The following is a 21,692-nucleotide window of genomic DNA, read 5'->3' as shown; positions in this document are numbered from 1 at the left end:
TCACCTCTAACGAATCTCAATGACAATGCCATCCTTTACAATGACTGTTTTTTCCGTGCCTTCCCAGCGGTCGCCTACACGAATATCAACAATGGATTGAGCTTCTTTTTCTTTCAGCTCACTCCCTAAAGGCAAGAGTTCCAGCTGGCTTCTTTGAAATTCAACATTCTTTATCATTTCTTCCCGTTTTTCCATTTCTTTTTCATAGAAATGATAAGTTTTTGCAGATTGGTTCTTCCACTGCCTCTCTGCCTTCTTCTGTTCAAATTGCAGCTGCCTATATTCTTTCTCAAGCTGATTCTGTTTCTCTTCATAAGAAGAGAGGAGTGCCTGCTTCATTTTCTCAGTTAAAACCTGCTTTACGATAACCTTCTGCAAAATTTGCATGCTTCCGCCTCCCCTTCTATGACAGGCGTACCTTTTTAACTTGTCCGTCGTACTGATCATTGCAGATCAGTTCTTCTAGTCTTTTCTATTCTTCACAAAATTGAAGAAAACACCGAAAAATTTATACGAAAAAAGGGAGGTTTCCCTCCCTATTCGGCTATTTCTACATACACTTTTTTTGAGTGATCCGCATTTGCTGCTGTCACAATGGTGCGAATCGCCTTAGCAACTCTTCCTTGCTTTCCAATGACTTTTCCTATGTCATCGGAATGAAGAAACAAACGATAAATGTCTTTATGTTCTTCTTCTCTCTTCTCAATGGTCATTTCTTCCGGATGATCAATAAGAGGAGACACAATTGCTAAGATTAATTCTTCCATACTTCTTATTTGCCAAGTTTAGCGTTATGGAACTTCTCCATAATGCCTTCTTTAGAGAAAAGATTGCGAACCGTATCAGATGGCTTTGCACCATTTTGAAGCCATTTAAGAGCTAGCTCTTCATCAATCTTTACTTCTGCAGGCTTAGCAACAGGATTGTATGTGCCTACTGTTTCAATTTGACGTCCATCACGAGGAGAACGGGAATCTGCTACTACGATACGATAGAATGGGGATTTTTTAGAACCCATGCGTTTTAAACGAATTTTTACTGCCATTTTTAAAGCACCTCCGAATAGTTTTACACAAGATAGAATAATAACAAACAACAATATGGTTTGTAAAGGTTTTTTTCTTTACATTTTATCTAGCCCAGCTTACGAGCCCCGGAAACTGTCCACACTTCTCTTTAGAATGGGAATTTAAAAGGCATGCCGCCCATTCCTTTCTTCTTGCCTTTTTGCTGCATATTGGACATTTGTTTCATCATTTTCTTCATTTCTTCAAATTGCTTTAAAAGACGGTTCACTTCCTGAATAGACGTACCGCTTCCTTTCGCAATCCTCTTCCTGCGGCCTGCATTAATGATCTCCGGATGCTGCTTCTCCTCACTCGTCATCGATTGGATAATCGCTTCGATATGAGAAATCTGCTTCTCATCCACTTGGATATTATTCAAGCCTTTCATCTTATTGGCGCCTGGAAGCATTTTAATAATCTCATCGAGAGGCCCCATGCTGCGCACTTGTCCCAGCTGATCTAAAAAGTCATCAAACGTAAATGACATGGTACGCATTTTTTGTTCCATCTCTTTTGCCTTTCCTTCATCTACGTTTGTCTGTGCTTTTTCGATCAGTGTGAGTACATCACCCATACCTAGAATGCGAGAAGCCATTCGTTCAGGGTGGAAAGGTTCCAGCGCATCGAGCTTCTCGCCCATACCTGCAAACTTAATCGGCTTTTCTGTTACGGCCCGGATCGATAGAGCGGCCCCGCCCCGGGTATCGCCATCCAGTTTCGTAAGGATCACACCAGTGACGCCTAGCTGCTCATCAAAGCTCTGAGCAACGTTGACTGCATCCTGTCCGGTCATAGCATCAACTACAAGAAAGATCTCGTCAGGGTTAGACAGCTCTTTAATTTCTTTCAGCTCGCCCATTAGTTCTTCATCGATGTGCAGGCGTCCCGCTGTATCAATCAGCACGTAATCGTGGTGATCTTCCTTCGCCTTTGCAATTGCCTGCTTGGCGATTTCTACCGGGCTCACTTGGTCGCCGAGAGAGAAAACCGGCATACTCAGCTGCTTTCCTAATGTTTCAAGCTGCTTAATCGCCGCTGGACGGTAAATATCCGCAGCAACTAAGAGAGGTTTGCGGTTGTAACGCTTTCGTAAAAGGTTCGCCAGCTTGCCTGTAGTGGTCGTTTTACCGGCCCCTTGCAGACCAACCATCATAATAACCGTCGGCGGACGTTTGGCCACAGCCACTTGGCTCTGCTCTCCACCCATCAGCTCAGTCAACTCTTCTTTTACTACTTTAATGACCTGCTGGCCGGGAGTTAAGCTTTTCATTACCTCTTGGCCGACAGAGCGTTCACTGACTTTCTTAACGAAGTTTTTTACGACCTTAAAGTTAACATCCGCTTCAAGAAGGGCAAGGCGCACTTCCCGCATCATTTCTTTTACATCTGCTTCGGTTACTTTTCCCTTGCCGCGGATCTTTTGCATAGTATTTTGCAGTCGGTCGGCTAGTCCTTCAAATGCCATAATGCCGCCTCCTAATCTAATTTCTCAAGCGCGTCAATTAAAGCGAGCCCATCCTCTGAAACAAGCCTCTTTAATTGCTCCAATAAATGGTTGCGCTCCTGAAATTTTTTAAATAGCGATAATTTGCTTTCATACTCTTCCAGCATAGCTTCTGTTCGCTTAATATTGTCGTAAACCGCCTGACGGCTTACTTCATATTCCTCTGCGATCTCGCCAAGGGAGAAATCATCCAGGTAGTACAAGGACATATAACTGCGCTGTTTATCAGTTAACAAGGAATGATAAAAATCATACAGGTAATTCATTCTTGTTGTTTTCTCCAGCATAAACAGCCCCCCTTGTTAAGTTAAAACACTTTACACTAAATTAGTTTACTCATTTTCGGGGGATATGTCAAGAAAATATCTTTACGCACTTGACTGAAATCGTGTGGTCGGTTACTCGTCCTCGCTTTCGCTCTCATCATCTTCTTTTTCTTCAAAAGCGGAAGCAAATAGCCCGTATACGTATTGTTCGGCGTTAAATGGCTGCAAGTCGTCGACCTTTTCACCGAGGCCTACGAACTTCACCGGAATATCAAGCTCATGGCGAATGGCTAGCACGATTCCTCCCTTAGCGGTTCCATCCAGCTTCGTTAAAACGATCCCCGTTACATCGGTTGCTTCCTTGAAGGTTTTCGCTTGAATCATCGCATTTTGGCCAGTTGTGGCATCCAATACAATGAGCACCTCATGCGGAGCTCCTGGTATTTCTCTTTCAATTACCCGCTTGACTTTCTCCAGTTCCTTCATCAGGTTTACCTTATTTTGAAGGCGACCCGCTGTATCACACAGCAGCACGTCGGCCTGTCTCGATTTGGCAGCACGGATCGCATCGTACATAACAGCGGCTGGATCCGACCCTTCCGCCTGCTTGATAACATCTACGCCGGTGCGCTCCCCCCATACCTCCAGCTGTTCAATAGCTCCTGCTCGGAACGTGTCTCCAGCCGCCAGCAATACTTTCTTGCCATCCTCCTTGAACTGATGAGCCATTTTACCGATCGTCGTTGTTTTTCCTACTCCATTTACACCGACGAAAAGAATAACGGTTAATTCGCCTTCCTGCATATTCAGTTCGTTAGGTGCTTCGTCGTCCCCCTGGTAAATCTCTACCATTTTCTCTGTAATAATATCTCGAACTTCTTCAGGGTCCTTGGTGTTTCGGCGTTTTACTTCATGTTTCAGCTCGTCGATCAACTCCATAACGGTGTCAAAGCCGACATCCGCTCCAATTAAAATTTCTTCCAGCTCTTCAAAGAAATCTTCGTCGATTTTTCGGTAACGGGCTACTAAGTCATTTACTTTATTGGAAAAATTGTCTCTTGTTTTGGTCAGCCCGCTTTTAAATTTCTCTGTAGCCTGATCGGTTGATGTTGTAAGTTTATCTTTTAACTTCTTAAAAAATCCCATTTTCTCTCCTCCTGCAAGTACATATTCGCTTTATATGAAGCAGGCACTACTGCTTTCTCATCATACAGCTTCCACAGCCGGCTGTTTCTAAATCAGACGGGTGCTTCCGCTTTTCTCTCGTCTATTTTAACCGAGACAAGCGCGGAGACGCCTGATTCCTGCATAGTGACGCCGTAAAGAACATCAGCCTGTTCCATTGTGCCTTTCCTGTGTGTAATGACGATGAACTGGGTATCCTGGCTGAACTGTTTTAAGTACTGGCTGAACCGGACGATATTGGCTTCATCAAGGGCAGCCTCTACCTCATCGAGAATGCAGAAAGGAACAGGACGCACTTTTAAAATAGCAAACAGCAGAGCGATCGCCGTTAATGCTCGTTCTCCTCCTGACAGCAGGCTGAGGTTTTGGAGCTTCTTCCCTGGCGGCTGTGCGACAATATCCACGCCTGTATTCAGCAAATCCTCTGAATCTGTTAACGTTAGCTCTGCCCGCCCGCCGCCAAACAGCGCCTGAAATACAGGAAGAAACTCAGCACGGATCGCTTCGAACGTTTCCTTAAACCTTCTTGTCATTTCCTCGTCCATTTCCTCAATCACCTGGAAGAGCGTATCCTTTGCTTCTTGCAGGTCGGCTCGCTGTTCCTCAAGAAAAGCGTATCGGTCAGATACCCGTTCATATTCTTCAATTGCTCCAAGATTGACGTTTCCAAGCTCCTCAATCGACAGCTTAATTAAACGCAGCTTCTTCCTCGCTTCTTCAATGGAGGAAGAAAGAGGATAATTAGCTTTAGCTGCCTCGTAACTCAGCATATATTCCTTCCTTAGCTGCTCCAAGCGATTCTCAAGCTCTACATCCAGGCGATTCATCTTGATTTCTTCCTCCTGAATCGCCTCTGTCATTGCTTTGTGAAGGCGCTTAACCTCTTTAAGCTCTTTCTCGTTTTCTTCTAGCAGGTTTAGCTTCTCTGTCCGTTCCTTCCGGCGCTCTGTAATCTGCTTAGCCGTTTCTTCCTTATCTTTGCGCTTCGTGCGGATAGCTTCCTCCAACTCTTCCTCTCCCTTGCAGCTGGCGGACATTTCCGATTGAAGCCAATGAAAGTCCTCCGTCCATTGCTGGTACCTTTTTTCAGCCTCCTTCAGCTCCCCGAGCACCTGCTGCAGACGCTCATTCCCTGAAGCCAGCTGCTCCTTCTTAACGGCAAGCCGAGATTTCAATTCACTGACCGACTGAACGAGCTCTTCCCGTATTGAGCTTTCCTTCGTCTTTTTCTCTGTTAACTGTTTAATCTCTGCATCAGCAGCCTCTATCTCTTTACGGCTCCTTTGCAACCGGTCGTTAAGCTCAGTAAGCCGCTTCTCAAGACGAAGCTTCTCTTCCGCGAATTCGTTCTTCTCAGCATCATAGATAGCAAGCTGATTATTGACTGACTGAAAAGCAAACTGCCATTCCAGCCAGCTGCTTTTGCATTCTTGTTCCTTCTCCCTGATTTCCTCTGCCTCGCCGCGAAGCTTTTGAACAAGAGCCTCTTTCATCGCAATGTTCTCCTTCAGCTTCCGGACTTCCCGCTCAGCCGTTTCCGTTTTCGCTTCCATGACCGCGAGCTTATCCCTTAAAGATTCCAATTCATTCTTCCGGCTGATGAACGAATGTCCCTTTTGCTTCATCGCCCCTCCTGTCATGGAGCCTCCCGGGTTAACAACATCCCCTTCAAGTGTCACAATGCGATAGCGGTAATTTAACAATTTCGCTAAAGCACCGGCACCTTCCAAGTCAGAAGCAACAACCGTCTGCCCAAGCAGCTGGGTAATAGCGGGACTGTATTTATCGGGAAAGCGGATCAGCTCTGAAGCAATACCAATAAAATTGCGTTCATTTTTTAGCGATGCATACAAGGAAGCAGGAAAAACTTTACCTTTCATAGAGGTCAGAGGCAGAAACGTTGCCCGTCCAAATTTATGCTTCTTTAAATACTGAATAGCCTGTCGGGCTGCTTGTTCATCTGAGACAATAACGTGCTGCATACTGCTTCCAAGTGCAATCTCAATCGCCGATTCGTATTCTTTCGGCACCTCAATCACTTCGGCAACAGCTCCTTCAATTCCTTGAAGCGCTTGCCCTCTTGCTTTCAGGATTTCCTTTACTCCTTGAAAAAAGCCTGAATAATCTTCCTCTAAAGACTCGAGCATGCCTTTTCTTGATTTTGCATCTTGCAGAAGCTGGTAGGCCTTATACAGCCGTGACTCCTGAGACGCATAGTTCGATTTCATCTTCTCAAGCATTTCCAGCTCCTGCTTTAAAGCAGCAGCATGGTCAGCCAAGCGCTTCTGCTCTAGCTCTAAAGCTTGCTTTAAGGCTTGTCCTCTTGCCTCTGCTTCCTGCCTCTCAGCCACTTGCTTCTGATTCGCTGATTCCAGGCGCGCTCTCTTGCTGACAATCTGCTCGAGCTGCTGCTGAACGTATTGCTTTTCATTTTTAGCGGATGCCTGGGCGTTCAGCATCTCAATATAATCGGCTTTCAGCGACTCGATCGCATCTTCCAGATTCCCTGAAAGACTCGCAAGCTCCTTCTGTTTCACAGCTAGCTGTTCTTCCCACTTTTCTTTCTCTGCCTGATCAGCTGCCAGCTTTTCTCTTCTTGCCTTCGCTTGTTCAGACAAAAGACGCATTCTTTCCTTCGTCTCCGATAAGTTATCCGCAAGCTGATCTTTATTTTGGTTCGCATGCTTCTTTCGCTCTTCAAGGACCTGCCGGCGTCCCTCCAGCTTCTCAAGCTCCTCACTTACCGTTAATAAAGCAGCCTGAAGATCATTTACTGATTCATCCATCGCATGGATCTGGCGGCGAAGCTTTTCTGTCTCCGCTTCTTTTCTTTGGAGAACGGAGGCCAGGTTGGCGGCTTCTGTTTCATGCTGCTGATAGTCAGCCTTGACCTTCTCCCAGGCCTCATGAAGCTCTTCAATTTCGTATACGAGAACGGCAATATCGTAGTTCGTCATTTCTTCTTTCTTGTCAATATAATCCCGGGCAATGGACGCTTGCATTCGCAAAGGCTCCAGCTGGCCCTCCAGCTCATGCAAAATATCCTGAACACGCAGCAGATTTTCCTGTGTCTCATCAAGCTTTCGTTCCGCTCTCTTCTTACGAGTCTTGTACTTTAACACGCCAGCCGCCTCTTCGAAGATGGCACGGCGGTCCTCCGGCTTGCTGTTTAAAATCTCCTCCACCTTTCCTTGACCGATAATGGAGAAGGCTTCTTTGCCAAGCCCTGAATCCATAAATAAATCGACAATGTCCTTTAATCGGCAGGCTCGTTTATTAATGAAGTATTCGCTGTCACCTGACCGGTACACTCTTCTTGTTATATTGACTTCATGGAAATCAATGGGGAGCGTATGAGCTTCGTTGTTAAGCGTCAATGTGACTTCTGCCACATTCACAGGCTTCCGGCTGTCACTGCCAGCGAAAATAACATCCTCCATTTTGCCGCCGCGCAGGCTTTTAGCTGACTGCTCACCAAGTACCCAGCGGATTGCGTCTGTAATATTGCTCTTTCCCGAACCGTTAGGGCCAACTACAGCCGTAATTCCATCAATAAATTCTATCGACACCCGATCTGCAAACGACTTAAAGCCCGCAACTTCTAACTGTTTCAGGAACATGTGCCTTCCCCTGCCTTTTATTCATTATGTTGTTTCAATGCTGCTAATGCCATTTGAGCGGCGAGCTGTTCTGCTTCTTTTTTAGATTTTCCTTTTCCCTTTCCTAATACTTCTCCATTAAGAGATACTTGGGAAATGAACTCCTTGCTATGGGCCGGTCCTTTCTCCTGCAAAATATCATACTCCAATAAACCTTTCGTTTGTCGCTGTACGTACTCCTGCAGCTGACTTTTATAATCCATCATATGAGAAAAAGCACCGGAATCAATTTTCGGGAAAACAACTTTTTCAAGAAATGAGAGAACGGCTTCCATTTCCTGGTCTAAGAATAAGGCACCCACAAATGCTTCGAAGACATCTGCCAACAAAGCGGGTCTCATGCGCCCTCCAGTCAATTCTTCTCCTTTGCCGAGAAGTACATATTGGCCAAAGTTCAGCTCGTTAGCAAATGTAACAAGGGATGGCTCGCAAACAACTGCTGCTCTTAATTTCGTCAAATCTCCCTCTGACATAAGCGGATACTTCTTATACAGGTAATGAGAAACAGTGAGCTCGAGCACAGCATCTCCTAAGAATTCCAGCCGCTCATTGTCTTCATAAGGTTTTTTTCGATGCTCATTCACATAGGATGAATGTGTAAAAGCATTTTTTAGAAGTTTTTCGTTTTGAAACTGAATGTCCAGCTCAGATTGCAGCTGTTTAAAGAGCTGATCTCTTTTATTAACATGTTTTTTGTGTTCTCTATGTGGTTTTTTCATGGAATTTCCTCCGCTATCAAACTAATTTATATCCACACAAGCAGTGTAGTCCAAATTGGATAAAATCGCAAAAAACAGCCTATTATAAAGGGTTCTCATATACCTGTCTACAAACTAAAGCTCCGTTTATGAAACGGAGCTTTAGTTTGTAGACAACAATCGCTCATCAAGGATGGTGAATGCTTGTCAACAGTGTGAAGCTCCGTTTACAAAACGGAGCTTCCAGCTTTCCAACGATTACTGCTTGCTATTTATGTAATCCACAGCGTCACCCACTGTTGCGATTTTCTCTGCATCGTCGTCAGAAATTTCCATATCAAATTCATCTTCCAATTCCATTACAAGCTCAACTACGTCAAGAGAATCAGCTCCAAGATCTTCTTTAAAAGAAGCTTCAAGAGTTACTTGGGATTCTTCCACTCCAAGACGGTCGACAATAATCTTTGTTACGCGATCTAGTACTTCTGCCATTATCGTTCACCTCCCCTCAAGTCATTATAGACGATTTTGAATGAAGATAAAATAAGTTTTATTACATCACCATGCCGCCATTTACATGGATGGTCTGACCTGTGATATAGCCAGCATCATCCGAAGCAAGAAATGCAGCTGCTTTAGCGATGTCTTCAGGATCTCCTAAACGGCCAAGAGGAATTTGACTTAGCAGTGCCTCTTTGTTCTCTTCCGGCAGTGCATCGGTCATATCAGTCGTAATAAACCCAGGTGCCAGCGCATTGACAGTGATGCCCCGAGGAGCGAGCTCTTTCGCTGTCGTTTTTGTCAGCCCAATCACGCCGGCTTTAGCAGCGACATAGTTAGCCTGTCCTGGGTTTCCGCTTACTCCTACTACGGAAGCAATATTAATGATTCTTCCGCTGCGCTGCTTCATCATTGGACGTGTCGCCGTTTTAGTACAAAGGAAGACGCCTTTTAAATTCGTATTGATAACGGCATCCCATTCCTCTTCTTTCATACGCATTAATAGATTATCGCGCGTGATACCCGCATTGTTGACAAGAATATCAACCTTGCCAAAAGCTTCAAGTGCTTGCTTGAACATATCTGCTACTTCTTCACTGTCCGCTACGTTACACTTTACAGCTATCGCTTCGCGGCCAATTGCTTTGATGTCTTCTACTACTTGCTTCGCTTTTTCTTCACTGCCAGAGTAGTTAACAATGACCCTTGCTCCTTCTCTAGCAAGCTCAAGCGCTACTGCGCGGCCAATCCCGCGGGATGCTCCCGTAACTAACGCTGTCTTTCCTTCTAGCTTCATTGTGCAGCCTCCTCTTTTAATGCCTTCACTGCTTCCTGGATTGAGGCACTGTCTTGAACAGCATATGTTTTCACCCGGCGATTCACTTTTTTAATGAGGCCTGACAGCACTTTTCCTGGCCCAATCTCGATAAATGTGTCGACACCCTCATTAATTAACGTTTCCACACTGTCTTCCCATAGGACAGGAGAATATAGCTGCTGCAAGAGCTTCTTACGGATATCCGCCGCCTGCGTAACCGGCTGTGCATCCACATTCGCAATCACAGGAATCTCACAGTTATTAATAGTTATTTCATTAAGTACAGCTTCAAGCTGGTCCGATGCCGGCTCCATTAACGGGGAGTGGAAAGGACCGCTCACATTTAACGGGAGTACTCGTTTTGCTCCTTTTTCCTTCGCTGCTTCTCTTGCTTTTTTTACTCCGTCTTTCGTTCCTGAGATGACGATCTGTCCAGGACAGTTCAAGTTGGCAAGCCCCACTACATCACCGGCATTGGTGATTTCATCTGTCACCTGCTGCAGCTCCTCCCGCTTCATACCGAGCACAGCTGCCATCGTGCCTTCTCCGGCAGGAACAGCCTGTTCCATAAACTGACCTCGCTTATGTACAGCATATACCGCTTCCTCAAAAGACATGGCCTTGGCAGCCGTAAGTGCCGTATATTCGCCTAAGCTGTGACCCGCTGCAAAATCCGCAGTGATTCCTTCTTTCTCAAACACCTTCAAGGCCGCTATGCTCGCAGCCAGAATAGCTGGCTGAGCATGCATGGTCAAGGTGAGCTGTTCATCTGGACCGTTAAACATTAAATCGGTTAACGGGAAGCCAAGCTTAGCATCTGCTGCTTCAAACAGCTCTTTAACCTCTTGAAATTCATCAGCCAAGGCCTTGCCCATGCCTACCGTTTGAGACCCTTGTCCCGGGAATACGAAAGCTACTTTCCCCATTTTTTCTCCCCCTTATTGTTTTTCTAAAGCAATATCGTTTGCCGATTCCGCAATTTTGCGGGCAACACCCGCTTCTGCCATCATATATGCCTGCTTCAATGCATTATAAAAGGCTGTTGCGTTGGAGGATCCATGGGCTTTGATCACCGGGGCCTTCAATCCGAAAAGGCCAGCTCCTCCATATTCTGTGTAATCCATCTTCTCTTTGAGCTGGTAGAGCTCACCCTTTAAAAGGCCGGCTCCAAGCTTAGCCTTCATTGAGGAGGTAAGAGCCGCTTTCATCATAGAGAAAACGGAAAGCGCTGTTCCCTCAATTGTTTTTAATACCATGTTTCCTGTAAAGCCGTCTGTTACTACAACATCAGCTACCCCATTCAGCAAGTCACGCGCCTCTACATTTCCGATAAAATGGATGTTTTCCTGCTGTTTGAGCAGCTGATAGGCTTCTTTCGTTAAATCATTTCCCTTTTTCTCTTCTGTGCCGATATTTAAAAGTCCTACACGCGGCTCAGAAATTTCTCTTACTTTTTCAGCATAAATTGAGCCCATTAGAGCATATTGCAGCAAATGCTCAGGCTTCGCATCCGCATTCGCTCCCAAGTCCAGCATAACAAAGCCTCTTCCGTCCACAGTCGGCAAAGTTGGAGCCAGCGCAGGCCTTTGAATGCCAGGAATACGGCCAACAACAAACAGACCGGCCGCCATAAGGGCACCCGTGTTTCCTGCTGATACACACGCATCTGCCTCTCCGTCAGCGACAGCCTGAGCCATCATAACCATAGAGGCTTTCTTTTTCTTCCTTACTGCCCGGACCGGCTCATCTGTCCCTAAAATCTTTTCATTTGTATGTATAATTTTCGCCCGGCTGTTTTTTTCGAGCAAAGGAGCAATCTTTTCTTGATCACCGTAAATCAGCACTTCTAAATCCGGCATGTCAGCCAGTGCTTTATTTACCCCTAAAATAATTTCTTTCGGGGCATGGTCGCCTCCCATGGCGTCTACCGCTACTTTCATTCTGCTTCACCCTCCGCTCTTATATTAGAACGATACATGATAAAGTCACCCCGGAAGACGAGTTCCTTTTCAACATAACTCTTTACTTCTACCTTTGTTCGCTCTTTTTTTGCATTGACTTCTGTTACCTTCGCTTTTGCAACTACCCTTTCTCCCTCGCGGACTGGTCGTGTAAAGCGGATAGTCGCCCGTTCTGTTAAAGCAAGCTCATCATTGATCACGGCAACAGCCAATGAGTTCGCCTGTGCAAACAGGTGATGGCCCCGGGCAATACCGTTTCTGACGAATACGTGCTCTTTTCTTACATCAAATATAGAAATCGCACTGCTGTCTAACTCAATATCAATGACATCCCCGATTACTTCTTCAATAGGCAATGACCGAACCTCATCCGTCAGCCTGCTTTTTGCCACGTGCTTAATTCTTTCACGCAACTCCGGTATAGACAATTCCATGCGGTCGAGCCGGATTGTCTGCACGCTAACTCCAAACTGCTCTGCCAGGTCCTCATCTGTTACGAAGGGGTTTTCCCCGATCGTTTCCTGCAGCAGCTGCTGTCTTTCTTTCTTTGTACGTTTCATATTCACACCATCCGATATTAGGACTAGGTACTAACAGTAGTATAAGAGCTTAAAAAAAAGAATGCAAGAAAAACCTTACATTCTTTTCTAATCCAGCTTTTCTCCGGATAAAGCGCCCGATTTTTCTAAATAGCCTCGGAGGTTCTTATATTCTTTGCTCTGCCAAAATACCTCTGACTCAATAAGGCTCTTAGCATCCTCTCTTGCTACTTCCAGCACCCGGTAATCATGGACCATATCAGCTACTTTAAACTCAGGAAGCCCGCTTTGTTTCTTTCCAAAAAAGTCACCAGGTCCCCGTAATTCAAGGTCTTTCTCACTTAGAACAAAGCCGTCATTCGTTTCCGTCATAATTTTCATCCGTTCCTGGCCGACTTCCGTCTTCGGATTGGCAAGTAAAATACAATAGGACTGCTCACTGCCCCGTCCTACCCGACCTCGAAGCTGGTGCAGCTGCGACAGTCCAAACCTTTCCGCATCATACACGACCATCAGTGTCGCATTCGGTACATTCACACCCACCTCTACAACGGTTGTAGAGACAAGCACATCTACTTCTCCGTCAGTGAAGGCTTTCATTACTTCTTCTTTTTCATCGGCTGATAACCGCCCATGCATCAATCCAACCTTACAGCGTCCATGAAAATACTGAACGAGCTGATTATGGACATCCAGCGCATTTTGAAGATCCAGCTTCTCTGACTCTTCAATTAGCGGACAGATCACGTAAGCCTGTCTTCCTTTCGCCAGTTCCTTCTCCATAAAGGTAAGAACGCGGTCAAGCATTTCTTCCCTCGCCCAGTATGTTTCAATTGCTTTTCTGCCGGCAGGCATTTCATCAATAATAGATACGTCCATTTCACCAAATACCGTAATTGCCAAGGTTCGCGGGATTGGTGTCGCTGTCATAAACAGAACGTCAGGGCTTTCACCTTTCTCGCGCAGGACCCGGCGCTGTTCAACCCCAAACCGATGCTGTTCATCCGTGATGACGAGGCCGAGACGGCTAAAGTTTACGTCATCCTGAATAAGCGCATGCGTGCCTATTAAAATGTCGATTGCTCCAGATTCCAAAAGAGCCAGCAGCTCTCTTCGGCGTTTTCCTTTCACTGAGCTTGTTAAAAGCGCCACTTTGATGTCTGTCTCTTTGAACAGCTGAAAAAGTGATTCTGCGTGCTGCTCAGCTAATATCTCTGTCGGTACCATTAATGCGCCCTGGTAGCCCGCTGTTACACTGGCATACAGACAAACGGCTGCTACAGCCGTTTTGCCGCTGCCCACATCTCCTTGAAGCAGACGGTTCATCCGGTAAGGTGATTTTAGATCCGCACATATTTCATTGACGACTCTTTTTTGAGCATTTGTCATTGTAAATGGCAAAGAATCTATAAATTGCTTCAGCTTCTGCAGATCATATTTTTGTGCTATCCCTGCTGAATGCTCTCTTTCATACTTCCGGAGTGCCTGCATTTTTAGCTGGAAAGCAAGAAACTCCTCATACACGAAACGCCTGCGTGCTTGCTTCAGCTCCTCGGGCGAAGCCGGAAAATGAAGAGCACGGATAGCCTCGCGGCGGTTGAGCAATTTATATTGAGACAAAAAATGATTGGGAAGCGTTTCCTCTAGGCAGTCACTGTACTCCGATAGAGCGAGACCGATATATTTCCGGAACAGTCTCTGTGACACGGCGCCCTTTAATGAATAAACAGCCTCAAAATCCCCCTGCTGCTTATGGGGCCCCTGTGTAAATTGCTGAGCAGTAATGTTCTGCCGATGTTTATCCCATTTTCCGGTAACGGTCACTGTCTCATTTAAGCTGATCTTGCTCTTTAAATAAGGCTGATTAAAAAACACAACGTTAACTAAATATCTGCCCACAAGCAGCTTAAATGTCAGGCGCGATTTTTTCTTTGAATAAAACATTATTGATGGCTGACTTTGTACCTTTCCTTCTACCGTCACCCTCTCGTCATGCTCTACCTCTGCTAAGTCTCGGAGTCGGTAGTCCTCGTATCGGTAAGGAAAATAATCAATTAAATCGGCAATCGTCTCGATGCCTAGCCCATTTAGTGCGGAAGCTGTTTCCTTGCCGACTCCCTTTAGTACTTCTACTGATTGGTACAGAGGTGATGAATGACCATTAAGAACAGAGCTGTCTTTCATACATGTCTTCCTCCAACCTGCATTTTAAGATTCTTGGTGCTTCTTCCTCTATGTGTAACGTATATAAGATGAATAAGAGGAGGCTTCACCGCCTCAGCTAATTCGTCTGCGCCACTTTTTCTTTCTATTCATGGCACGCCTCCTCCACTTTGCTAGTGATTAAACTTTTACATATTTTATATCTGTCAGCTTTTGAGGGAGCTGCTCATTATCTCTATTTTACTACTCTTTCCCTAAAAACGCATACATAGAAAAGAGAAGGGGTGGCTTCCCTTCTCTTTTATGCGTTATTCGACTGCAAAAATGAACGGATAGAGCGGCTGCTGTCCTTCATAAACTTCAACCTCTACATCCTCAAATTGTTCTTCAATAAATTGGGAAACAGCTTCAGCTGATTCCTCAGAAGCGTCTTCTCCATAAATCACTGTGACAATTTCCGAATCCTCATCTACCATTTCCTGCAGCAATTCCTTAGCTGCCTGAACCTGATCTTTATTCGTCAGCAAAATCTTGCCGTCAGCAATACCCATAAAGTCACCTTTAGCAATATCAACGCCGTCAATATTTGTATCTCGTACCGCGAAGGTAACTTGCCCTGTCTTCACATGAGCAAGGGCCGCCGTCATAGCGGATTCATTATCCTCCAGACTTGCTTCCGGGTTATAGGCAAGCAAAGAAGACATGCCCTGTGGAATTGTTTTAGAAGGTACTACCTTCACCTCTGCATCTGCTACTTCAGCCGCCTGCTCAGCCGCCATGATAATATTTTTATTATTCGGCAGCACAATAACCTTCTTCGCATTTGTCTGTTCGATGGCCTTTACAATATCCTCCGTGCTCGGATTCATCGTTTGTCCGCCCTCAATGATGGAGGAAGCACCGATACTCTTAAATAGCTTCGCTACTCCTTCTCCCATACATACAGTTACAATTCCGAACTCCTGCTTCTCTTTTTGTGGGGCAGCAGAAACTGCTGGAGACTGAGTTGCCTTGTCAACTAAATTACTATGCTGCTGACGCATATTTTCGATCTTCATGTTAATTAAGCTGCCGTAGCGCTGGCCGTAAGTCAATACCTCTCCCGGCTGTTCAGAATGGATATGTACTTTTGCTATCTCCTCATCTGAGATGACAAGCAAAGAGTCTCCATATCGGCTTAAGTCCATACGAAAGACTTCTTCGGAGAAAGGTTGATCTTTTAGCTTTTCTTCATCAAAGCGCACCATAAATTCCGTGCAATAACCAAATTCGATATCTTCTGTGTTCATAAAACCGTGCACACTTTGATGATGCTGTGCGTTAACAAGCTCATCCATTGTCGGCGTGGTCGCACTGGCCTTTGACAGCTTCTCACCCTTCAAATCAGCTAGGAACCCTTCATAGATAAGGAGCAAACCTTGTCCTCCACTATCGACTACCCCAACTTCCTTTAATACAGGAAGATGCTCAGGCGTCCGGGCCAGTGAATTTTGCGCTTCCTCTACTAACGCCTCAAGCACAGAAGTGACATCCCCGCGGTTTTTTGAAGCCGCAACGGCCTTCTTTGCCGCTTCTTTCGCTACCGTGAGAATCGTTCCTTCTACCGGCTTCATCACTGCTTTGTAGGCTGTTTCTACGCCTGATTCAAACGCTTGGGCCAGTTCCTTCGCCGATACCTCAGACTTGTCCTCTACCGCTTTGGAAAATCCCCGGAATAATTGGGACAGGATAACGCCAGAGTTTCCTCGCGCGCCCATAAGCAAGCCTTTTGAAAGGGCTGCCGCAGTTTGTCCAAAATGGCCGGTTGATTGCTGCTGGACTTCCTTGGCTCCTGAAGTCATTGATAAATTCATGTTGGTTCCCGTGTCTCCATCCGGAACAGGAAAAACATTGAGCGCGTTTACCATCTCTGCATGCTCTGACAAGTGTGCAGCCCCTGCCTGAACCATGCCGGCAAACCGCTTACCATCCAATGAAATAATTGACACAAGTATTTCCTCCTCACACTACGGGTTCGTCACCCGAACCCCTTGCACAAAAATATTTACCGCATCAACAGATAATCCAACTGTTTGATCGAGCGTATACTTAACTTTAGATTGCACATTGCTTGCTACTTCAGAAATTTTCGTTCCGTAGCTTACAATGATGTACATATCGATAAACACCTGGTCATCCTCTTGACGTACAATGACGCCCCGGGTGAAGTTTTCTCTGCGCAATATTTCAGTGATACCATCTTTAATTTGTTTTTTCGATGCCATTCCCACGATGCCGTAACAATCTACAGCCGCTCCTCCCGCAATCATGGCAATTACATCATTTGAAATATCAATTTGTCCGTACTTTGTTCTAAGTTCAAGCGCCACTAAGAATCCCCCCTTGAATTGGTTGCAAGCTACAGCTATTTTACTATACTTATCTTTAATTTAAAAGAAATCTCTCATCCGCTCTATATCATTTCAAACTGGACATAGGGTGTCAAGGTTTTTTTCTTGAAAGCCGTCGCAATACTGTTGCATTCACGAAGGTTGTGTGATAAATTATTAAGGTATCTTTAGAATACCATGAAGTAATGAAATGAATGTATGTTCAACTTCAATAGTAAGGAGTGAATAAATATGCCAAAGAAATGTGTTGTAACTGGCCGTAAAGCCCGTTCAGGCAACAGTCGTTCTCACGCTATGAACGCTAACAAACGTACTTGGGGAGCAAACCTTCAAAAAGTCCGTATTTTAGTAGATGGCAAACCTAAACGTGTTTGGGTTTCTGCAAGAGCTTTAAAATCCGGAAAAGTTGAGCGCGTATAATTTCCCCATCAAAAAACCGGCTGGTTTCCAGCCGGTTTTTCTTTATTTATGATGTCATTTATCTCCAATGATGCCGATTTTCACTTTTTCAAAGTTCCAAGCATCGCTTTCACAAGCCCTCCCAAGAACTTAGGCAGCTTAATGGTATAGAATTTCATGATTGCACCCCTCCAGTTTAAAACTGCTCAATCATCAGTACTTCTTATCACCATTAATATGCCTTTAGCAAAGGAAAAAGTACCACTTTCTCCGACCAATTCATTACTTACATACAGGGTGGAACCGCTCTCGATGGTATGGTTATCCAGCGGGTATTTAAAGCCCTTCAAGGAGAAACCTGTGACCCGTTCAGAAAGGGAGAAGAAGGAGACATACTTATACCTTTCATCCCTTAATATTGCATGCTCTCCTGGTCTGTACACTGATAGGCGGTTCACCTGATCGACAATTTCTATCTTTGCTTTACTAGAAATGATGAAGGAATTCGTCAGCAGACTGACTGTGCCAAAGAAATGGTCCAGACGCCCTCCCGTTGCACCTAAAATAATGACCTCTTCGGGCTGCTGCTTCAATACCCACTGTAACGCTAACTCTAAATCAGTCTCATTCTTTACAGACGGAAACTGGCGAATATGCTTCACTTCCTGCTGGATTTGCTGCCATTCACTCTCAGCTACAGAATCGAAATCACCGAAAGCAACCTCAGGCTTTATCCCCCTATTCAGCAAGTATAATGTGCCGCGGTCGATGCCTATCCAGCAAACGGATTCTTTCACGAACTCCTCAATAGATGCCAAATCCGCTTCTGGTCCACCCGCTACCAAAACAGCTTTCAACTCTCCATCCTCCCTTAATAGACGAAATGGGGCCTCCTTTAAGGGCCCCATCTCCATTCCTGTCATTCTATCATAATTATTGCTCAGCAGACTTTCTAATATCAGCAATCGCCTGCGCACGGTTTTGCTTATTATATACTGCTGAGCCCGCCACAAGCACATCCGCTCCGGCTTCCGTACAGAGGCGAGCCGTTTCTGTGTTCACGCCCCCGTCGATTTCGATAAGGACATCTAAGTTTTTAGATTCAATCATTTCCTTCACCTTTCGAATCTTCGGCACGACAGAATGAATAAACGACTGTCCGCCAAAACCTGGATTGACAGTCATTAAAAGCACTAAATCAATATCCTCTAGGATATATTCCAATCCCTCGGCTGGTGTAGCGGGGTTGAGCACAACTCCAGGCTTCACTCCATATGACCGGATCAGCTGCACTGTACGATGAAGGTGCGGACAAGCCTCTGCGTGCACCGTAATATAGTCGGCGCCGGCTTTAGCAAACGCTTCAATGTATTGATCAGGGTTTTCGATCATCAGGTGAACATCCAAAGGCAGATCGGTTACTGGGCGGATCGCATCAACAATCAGCGGTCCAATCGTAATATTAGGCACAAAATGACCATCCATAACATCAACGTGTATCCAGTCAGCGCCTCCTGTCTCTACCTCTTTTACTTCCTCTCCCAGCTTCGCGAAGTTAGCTGACAAGATGGATGGGGCAATCTTAACCATGTTAATACCTCGGCTTTCTCTCTTTAATTTCATCCATAAACTGCAAATAATGTTCATAACGGTAGGACGGAATACTGCCGCTTTCTACGGCTCCTTTCACTGCACACTTTGGCTCGTTAACGTGCAGGCATCCTCTAAACTTGCAGGCGTCGCTCTGTTCCACCATCTCCGGAAAACAGCCGGCCAGCTCCTCCGCTTCAATTTCCGTAAGCTCTAAAGAACTGAAACCGGGCGTATCAGCAACAAGTCCATCTTCTACATTAATCAGCTCTACATGTCTAGTAGTATGTTTTCCTCGGCCTAAAGAATCAGAAATGTCATTTGTTTTCAGTTCCAGTTCAGGCTTTAGTGCATTCAACAAAGAGGATTTCCCGACGCCGGATTGTCCGGCGAACACAGAAGTTCTTCCTTTCAAGCAGCTCCTCAGCTCTCCAATGGCTTCCTCTTTATTTAGCGAGGTCAAAATAACTGGATAACCAATCGAGCGGTACTGTTCAGCATACTGATGAATCACGTCTTCCTCTTCCTTGCTTAGCAAATCCGTTTTTGTAATGCAAATGAGGGGTTCAATATTTTTTGACTCCACTAAGACGAGAAAACGGTCGAGCAAGGCGGTGCTGAAGTCAGGCCGCACCGCAGAAAAAACTAAAATCACTTGATCAACATTAGCAATTGGAGGACGAACAAGCTCATTCTCCCTCTCATCAATAGCTAAAATGTAGCCCTCCAGCTCGTTTTCTGCCTGGTATTCCACATAATCTCCGACGAGAGGCGACACTTTTCGCTTCCTGAATACACCTCTGCCCCTGCACTGAATCATTTGCTCTCCATCCGCTACATAATAAAAACCGCTCAGCGCCTTGACAATCTTTCCTTTAGGCATGGCATTCCTCCTGTGAATCATTTAATTAGTACTCGATATTCCGCTGGCTACCCCTTTTTCTGCCGCCGCTTGGGGTGCCTGCTCTTCCTCTCCTTCTGTGCTTGCTTCCTCTCCTTCTTCTGGATAAGGAATCGTTTCATCAATAATGACTCGCTGGTCACGGATCACTTTATAGCCTGCTTTACCGTCCTTCGTCACTACAAATTCCAGCGTTTTCTTTAAATCTTCCTGAATCGTCAGTACTTCAAACGGCTCTGTCATACTGTGATTCATATCTTCAATATATATTTGCACTTCCTGAGGCTGCCCCTCTTCTTCCGGCTCATAAGGAATCACAATTTCCTTTGTAACAGTCTTTGGCGGGATTTCTTTTTTGCCTTTGGACAAAGTGACTTGTACTTCATCCCCTCTATCCAGCTTTGTCCCCTTATCCGGGTATTGGGAAACCACCAATCCCTCAGGCACTGTATCAGAGTATACCTCTTTCAGGACGACAACGTTTAATCCCGACGAAAGAGCGTAATCCTTTAAGCTTTTTTCATTATAGTCCGTTAAATCAATCAATGAAACCTGCTCTGGTCCGGTGCTGACGGTGAAAGTTACCTCTGTTTCTTCAGGTATCACTTGATTATTAGAGGAAGGGTCTTGATCGAGAATAGTGCCGGGCTCGCTTTCATCGTGTCTCGTTTGCTGCTCGACCGACTTAAACCCTAATTCTTCAAGCTCCTTTTTCACCTCTTCAAATGGCCGTCCTCGGTAATCTGCAAAGGAGACTCTTTCCTTCCCTGAGCTTAAGTAAATATCAACCGTGTCTCCTTCTTTCAGTACTCGATGAGCAGCAGGGTCTGTTTTAATGACACTGCCCTCTGGAACCGAATCACTGAACTGTTCTTTCGTTTCCCCTATTATGAAGCCGGCTGTCACCAGTGTAGAAATAGCGTCATCTAATGGCTCGCCGCTCACATCCGGCACATTGACGTCCTTCGGTCCGAGCAAAGATGGAACGAACGCAATGGCAGCGACAGGTAAAATAATAAGAAGAGCAAGAATCAGCAAAACAAGAGGCCATTTTCTTTTCTTTTTCTTCCTCGGCTGCTCCTGCTGCACAGGCTTTGTTTCTTCCTTCTTTCCGGCAGTATGAATAACCGTTGCCTCCGGGTCGGCAGGCTCATCCTTAATAACAGGAATGGCTTTTGTCTTCTCTTCTTCCTCATTGATGGAGAACCTCTCCTCATTGGCTCTTTCTGGATCGAGCGCCGTGTCCAAGTCCCTTTCCATTTCGCTCAGACTGTCGTACCGGTGAAACGGATCCTTAGCCGTTGCTCTGAGAACCACATTCTCCACACTTTGCGGAATGGATGAATTCCATCTTCTGACTGAAGGTGTTTCTTCCTGCAAATGCTTTAAAGCAATGGATACAGCCGATTCCCCCGAGAAAGGAAGCTGGCCTGTAAGCATCTCAAACATCACAATTCCGAGGGCATAAATATCCGACTTCTTAGTGGTGGTACCGCCTCGCGCCTGTTCAGGAGAAATGTAGTGAACAGAACCTAAGACAGCATTGGTTTGAGTAATGGATGTAGCGCTAAGCGCCATAGCAATGCCAAAATCAGTAATCTTTACATTCTCTTCCCGGTCTATCAGTATATTTTGCGGTTTAATATCGCGATGGATAATGGAATGATAATGAGCGAAAGCCAAAGCCGAGGCCAGCTGCTTCATAATATCAATTGTTTTCTCTACAGGAATAGGCGCGTTCTGCTGGATGTATTGCTTTAACGTCATTCCTTCGATATATTCCATCACCATATAATGAATGCCTTCATCTTCCCCTACATCATATATACCGACGATATGAGGGTGCACGAGGCTGGTTGCAGAATGAGCTTCCCGCTGAAACCGGCGAAGAAATTCTTCTTCGTTTACGAAATCCAGCCGCAGCACTTTAATAGCTACTTCGCGCTCTAGAATTATATCACGGCCTAGATATACATTGGCCATGCCGCCTCCGCCAATTAACTCAAGAACCTTGTAGCGGCCGCTTAGTCTCTTTCCGATTAACATGATGTG

General features: G+C 45.4%; 22 protein-coding genes. 1 reads left to right on the top strand and 21 read right to left on the bottom strand.

Going from position 1 to position 21,692, the window contains the following annotated elements:
• Positions 1-6 precede the first annotated feature (6 nt).
• The 16 genes from QY97_RS01040 to QY97_RS00965 all read right to left on the bottom strand — a co-directional run bounded on the left by QY97_RS01040 (position 7) and on the right by QY97_RS00965 (position 16,729).
• On the bottom strand, positions 7-387 hold the full coding sequence (locus QY97_RS01040) for a YlqD family protein (protein WP_039232124.1): 381 nt from the start codon (positions 385-387) through the stop codon (positions 7-9).
• A 149-nt stretch (positions 388-536) separates the two neighbouring features.
• Positions 537-767, bottom strand: a complete 231-nt coding sequence (locus QY97_RS01035; RefSeq protein WP_039232122.1) for a KH domain-containing protein — start codon at positions 765-767, stop codon at positions 537-539.
• Between the two features lie 5 nt (positions 768-772).
• Positions 773-1,045, bottom strand: a complete 273-nt coding sequence (gene rpsP, locus QY97_RS01030) for a 30S ribosomal protein S16 (RefSeq protein ID WP_039232120.1) — start codon at positions 1,043-1,045, stop codon at positions 773-775.
• Between the two features lie 131 nt (positions 1,046-1,176).
• Positions 1,177-2,532, bottom strand: a complete 1,356-nt coding sequence (gene ffh, locus QY97_RS01025; protein ID WP_039232116.1) for a signal recognition particle protein — start codon at positions 2,530-2,532, stop codon at positions 1,177-1,179.
• A gap of 11 nt (positions 2,533-2,543) precedes the next feature.
• On the bottom strand, positions 2,544-2,858 hold the full coding sequence (locus QY97_RS01020) for a putative DNA-binding protein (RefSeq protein ID WP_039232113.1): 315 nt from the start codon (positions 2,856-2,858) through the stop codon (positions 2,544-2,546).
• Positions 2,859-2,969: 111 nt separating this feature from the next.
• Positions 2,970-3,983 carry a signal recognition particle-docking protein FtsY gene (gene ftsY, locus QY97_RS01015; RefSeq protein ID WP_039232110.1) on the bottom strand — a complete coding sequence of 338 codons (1,014 nt, stop codon included), beginning with the start codon at positions 3,981-3,983 and terminating at the stop codon, positions 2,970-2,972.
• Positions 3,984-4,075: 92 nt separating this feature from the next.
• A complete protein-coding gene (smc, locus tag QY97_RS01010; protein WP_039232108.1) occupies positions 4,076-7,642 on the bottom strand; it encodes a chromosome segregation protein SMC in 3,567 nt (1,188 codons plus the stop codon).
• Positions 7,643-7,659: 17 nt separating this feature from the next.
• Positions 7,660-8,400, bottom strand: coding sequence for a ribonuclease III (rnc, locus tag QY97_RS01005; RefSeq protein WP_039232106.1), 741 nt, complete (start codon positions 8,398-8,400; stop codon positions 7,660-7,662).
• A gap of 237 nt (positions 8,401-8,637) precedes the next feature.
• Positions 8,638-8,871 carry an acyl carrier protein gene (gene acpP / locus QY97_RS01000; RefSeq protein ID WP_039232103.1) on the bottom strand — a complete coding sequence of 78 codons (234 nt, stop codon included), beginning with the start codon at positions 8,869-8,871 and terminating at the stop codon, positions 8,638-8,640.
• A 61-nt stretch (positions 8,872-8,932) separates the two neighbouring features.
• On the bottom strand, positions 8,933-9,676 hold the full coding sequence (fabG, locus tag QY97_RS00995; protein WP_039232100.1) for a 3-oxoacyl-[acyl-carrier-protein] reductase: 744 nt from the start codon (positions 9,674-9,676) through the stop codon (positions 8,933-8,935).
• The gene (gene fabD, locus QY97_RS00990) at positions 9,673-10,623 is read right to left on the bottom strand and encodes an ACP S-malonyltransferase (RefSeq protein ID WP_039232094.1); all 951 of its coding nucleotides are present in this window, start codon (positions 10,621-10,623) and stop codon (positions 9,673-9,675) included. The genes fabG and fabD overlap by 4 nt, the downstream gene beginning before the upstream one ends.
• 12 nt (positions 10,624-10,635) lie before the next feature.
• Positions 10,636-11,637 (bottom strand): phosphate acyltransferase PlsX, encoded by a 1,002-nt coding sequence (gene plsX, locus QY97_RS00985; RefSeq protein WP_039232091.1) that lies wholly within the window; start codon positions 11,635-11,637, stop codon positions 10,636-10,638.
• Entirely contained in the window at positions 11,634-12,218 is a 585-nt protein-coding gene (gene fapR, locus QY97_RS00980) for a transcription factor FapR (RefSeq protein WP_039232087.1), read from the bottom strand. Before fapR ends, plsX begins: the two co-directional genes overlap by 4 nt.
• 87 nt (positions 12,219-12,305) lie before the next feature.
• Positions 12,306-14,381, bottom strand: a complete 2,076-nt coding sequence (recG, locus tag QY97_RS00975) for an ATP-dependent DNA helicase RecG (protein ID WP_046128653.1) — start codon at positions 14,379-14,381, stop codon at positions 12,306-12,308.
• Positions 14,382-14,668: 287 nt separating this feature from the next.
• Complete coding sequence (locus QY97_RS00970; protein WP_039232084.1) at positions 14,669-16,348, bottom strand: DAK2 domain-containing protein; 1,680 nt, start codon at positions 16,346-16,348, stop codon at positions 14,669-14,671.
• A gap of 18 nt (positions 16,349-16,366) precedes the next feature.
• On the bottom strand, positions 16,367-16,729 hold the full coding sequence (locus QY97_RS00965) for an Asp23/Gls24 family envelope stress response protein (protein ID WP_039232079.1): 363 nt from the start codon (positions 16,727-16,729) through the stop codon (positions 16,367-16,369).
• 252 nt (positions 16,730-16,981) lie between these two features.
• Here QY97_RS00965 and rpmB point away from each other — a divergent pair, with 252 nt between their 5' ends.
• The gene (gene rpmB, locus QY97_RS00960) at positions 16,982-17,170 is read left to right on the top strand and encodes a 50S ribosomal protein L28 (RefSeq protein ID WP_039232075.1); all 189 of its coding nucleotides are present in this window, start codon (positions 16,982-16,984) and stop codon (positions 17,168-17,170) included.
• A gap of 80 nt (positions 17,171-17,250) precedes the next feature.
• Here the strand turns inward: rpmB and spoVM are convergent, their stop codons facing one another.
• From spoVM to pknB, 5 genes are all read right to left on the bottom strand, one after another.
• Positions 17,251-17,328 carry a stage V sporulation protein SpoVM gene (gene spoVM / locus QY97_RS19760; protein WP_082090066.1) on the bottom strand — a complete coding sequence of 26 codons (78 nt, stop codon included), beginning with the start codon at positions 17,326-17,328 and terminating at the stop codon, positions 17,251-17,253.
• A 27-nt stretch (positions 17,329-17,355) separates the two neighbouring features.
• The gene (locus QY97_RS00955; RefSeq protein WP_039232072.1) at positions 17,356-18,006 is read right to left on the bottom strand and encodes a thiamine diphosphokinase; all 651 of its coding nucleotides are present in this window, start codon (positions 18,004-18,006) and stop codon (positions 17,356-17,358) included.
• 76 nt (positions 18,007-18,082) lie between these two features.
• A complete protein-coding gene (rpe, locus tag QY97_RS00950; RefSeq protein ID WP_039232069.1) occupies positions 18,083-18,739 on the bottom strand; it encodes a ribulose-phosphate 3-epimerase in 657 nt (218 codons plus the stop codon).
• Position 18,740: 1 nt separating this feature from the next.
• Positions 18,741-19,622: a ribosome small subunit-dependent GTPase A gene (gene rsgA / locus QY97_RS00945; RefSeq protein ID WP_039232066.1), complete on the bottom strand. Its 882-nt coding sequence runs from the start codon at positions 19,620-19,622 to the stop codon at positions 18,741-18,743.
• 21 nt (positions 19,623-19,643) lie between these two features.
• Positions 19,644-21,686, bottom strand: a complete 2,043-nt coding sequence (gene pknB, locus QY97_RS00940) for a Stk1 family PASTA domain-containing Ser/Thr kinase (RefSeq protein WP_083965734.1) — start codon at positions 21,684-21,686, stop codon at positions 19,644-19,646.
• Between the last annotated feature and the right edge of the window lie 6 nt (positions 21,687-21,692).

Source organism: Bacillus thermotolerans (assembly GCF_000812025.2).
In the GTDB taxonomy this organism is placed as follows: Bacteria; Bacillota; Bacilli; order Bacillales; family Domibacillaceae; genus Quasibacillus; species Quasibacillus thermotolerans.
The sequence above is the reverse complement of the archived record's forward strand: the minus strand, read 5'-3'. Positions and strand labels throughout refer to the sequence as shown.

What these genes read in the sequence shown, in the direction of transcription:
- QY97_RS01040 (WP_039232124.1), bottom strand. Translation starts at nt 387, where the DNA reads ATGCAAATTTTGCAGAAGGTTATCGTAAAGCAGGTTTTAACTGAGAAA.
- QY97_RS01035 (WP_039232122.1), bottom strand. Translation starts at nt 767, where the DNA reads ATGGAAGAATTAATCTTAGCAATTGTGTCTCCTCTTATTGATCATCCG.
- rpsP (WP_039232120.1), bottom strand. Translation starts at nt 1,045, where the DNA reads ATGGCAGTAAAAATTCGTTTAAAACGCATGGGTTCTAAAAAATCCCCA.
- ffh (WP_039232116.1), bottom strand. Translation starts at nt 2,532, where the DNA reads ATGGCATTTGAAGGACTAGCCGACCGACTGCAAAATACTATGCAAAAG.
- QY97_RS01020 (WP_039232113.1), bottom strand. Translation starts at nt 2,858, where the DNA reads ATGCTGGAGAAAACAACAAGAATGAATTACCTGTATGATTTTTATCAT.
- ftsY (WP_039232110.1), bottom strand. Translation starts at nt 3,983, where the DNA reads ATGGGATTTTTTAAGAAGTTAAAAGATAAACTTACAACATCAACCGAT.
- smc (WP_039232108.1), bottom strand. Translation starts at nt 7,642, where the DNA reads ATGTTCCTGAAACAGTTAGAAGTTGCGGGCTTTAAGTCGTTTGCAGAT.
- rnc (WP_039232106.1), bottom strand. Translation starts at nt 8,400, where the DNA reads ATGAAAAAACCACATAGAGAACACAAAAAACATGTTAATAAAAGAGAT.
- acpP (WP_039232103.1), bottom strand. Translation starts at nt 8,871, where the DNA reads ATGGCAGAAGTACTAGATCGCGTAACAAAGATTATTGTCGACCGTCTT.
- fabG (WP_039232100.1), bottom strand. Translation starts at nt 9,676, where the DNA reads ATGAAGCTAGAAGGAAAGACAGCGTTAGTTACGGGAGCATCCCGCGGG.
- fabD (WP_039232094.1), bottom strand. Translation starts at nt 10,623, where the DNA reads ATGGGGAAAGTAGCTTTCGTATTCCCGGGACAAGGGTCTCAAACGGTA.
- plsX (WP_039232091.1), bottom strand. Translation starts at nt 11,637, where the DNA reads ATGAAAGTAGCGGTAGACGCCATGGGAGGCGACCATGCCCCGAAAGAA.
- fapR (WP_039232087.1), bottom strand. Translation starts at nt 12,218, where the DNA reads ATGAAACGTACAAAGAAAGAAAGACAGCAGCTGCTGCAGGAAACGATC.
- recG (WP_046128653.1), bottom strand. Translation starts at nt 14,381, where the DNA reads ATGAAAGACAGCTCTGTTCTTAATGGTCATTCATCACCTCTGTACCAA.
- rpmB (WP_039232075.1), top strand. Translation starts at nt 16,982, where the DNA reads ATGCCAAAGAAATGTGTTGTAACTGGCCGTAAAGCCCGTTCAGGCAAC.
- spoVM (WP_082090066.1), bottom strand. Translation starts at nt 17,328, where the DNA reads ATGAAATTCTATACCATTAAGCTGCCTAAGTTCTTGGGAGGGCTTGTG.
- rpe (WP_039232069.1), bottom strand. Translation starts at nt 18,739, where the DNA reads ATGGTTAAGATTGCCCCATCCATCTTGTCAGCTAACTTCGCGAAGCTG.
- rsgA (WP_039232066.1), bottom strand. Translation starts at nt 19,622, where the DNA reads ATGCCTAAAGGAAAGATTGTCAAGGCGCTGAGCGGTTTTTATTATGTA.
- pknB (WP_083965734.1), bottom strand. Translation starts at nt 21,686, where the DNA reads ATGTTAATCGGAAAGAGACTAAGCGGCCGCTACAAGGTTCTTGAGTTA.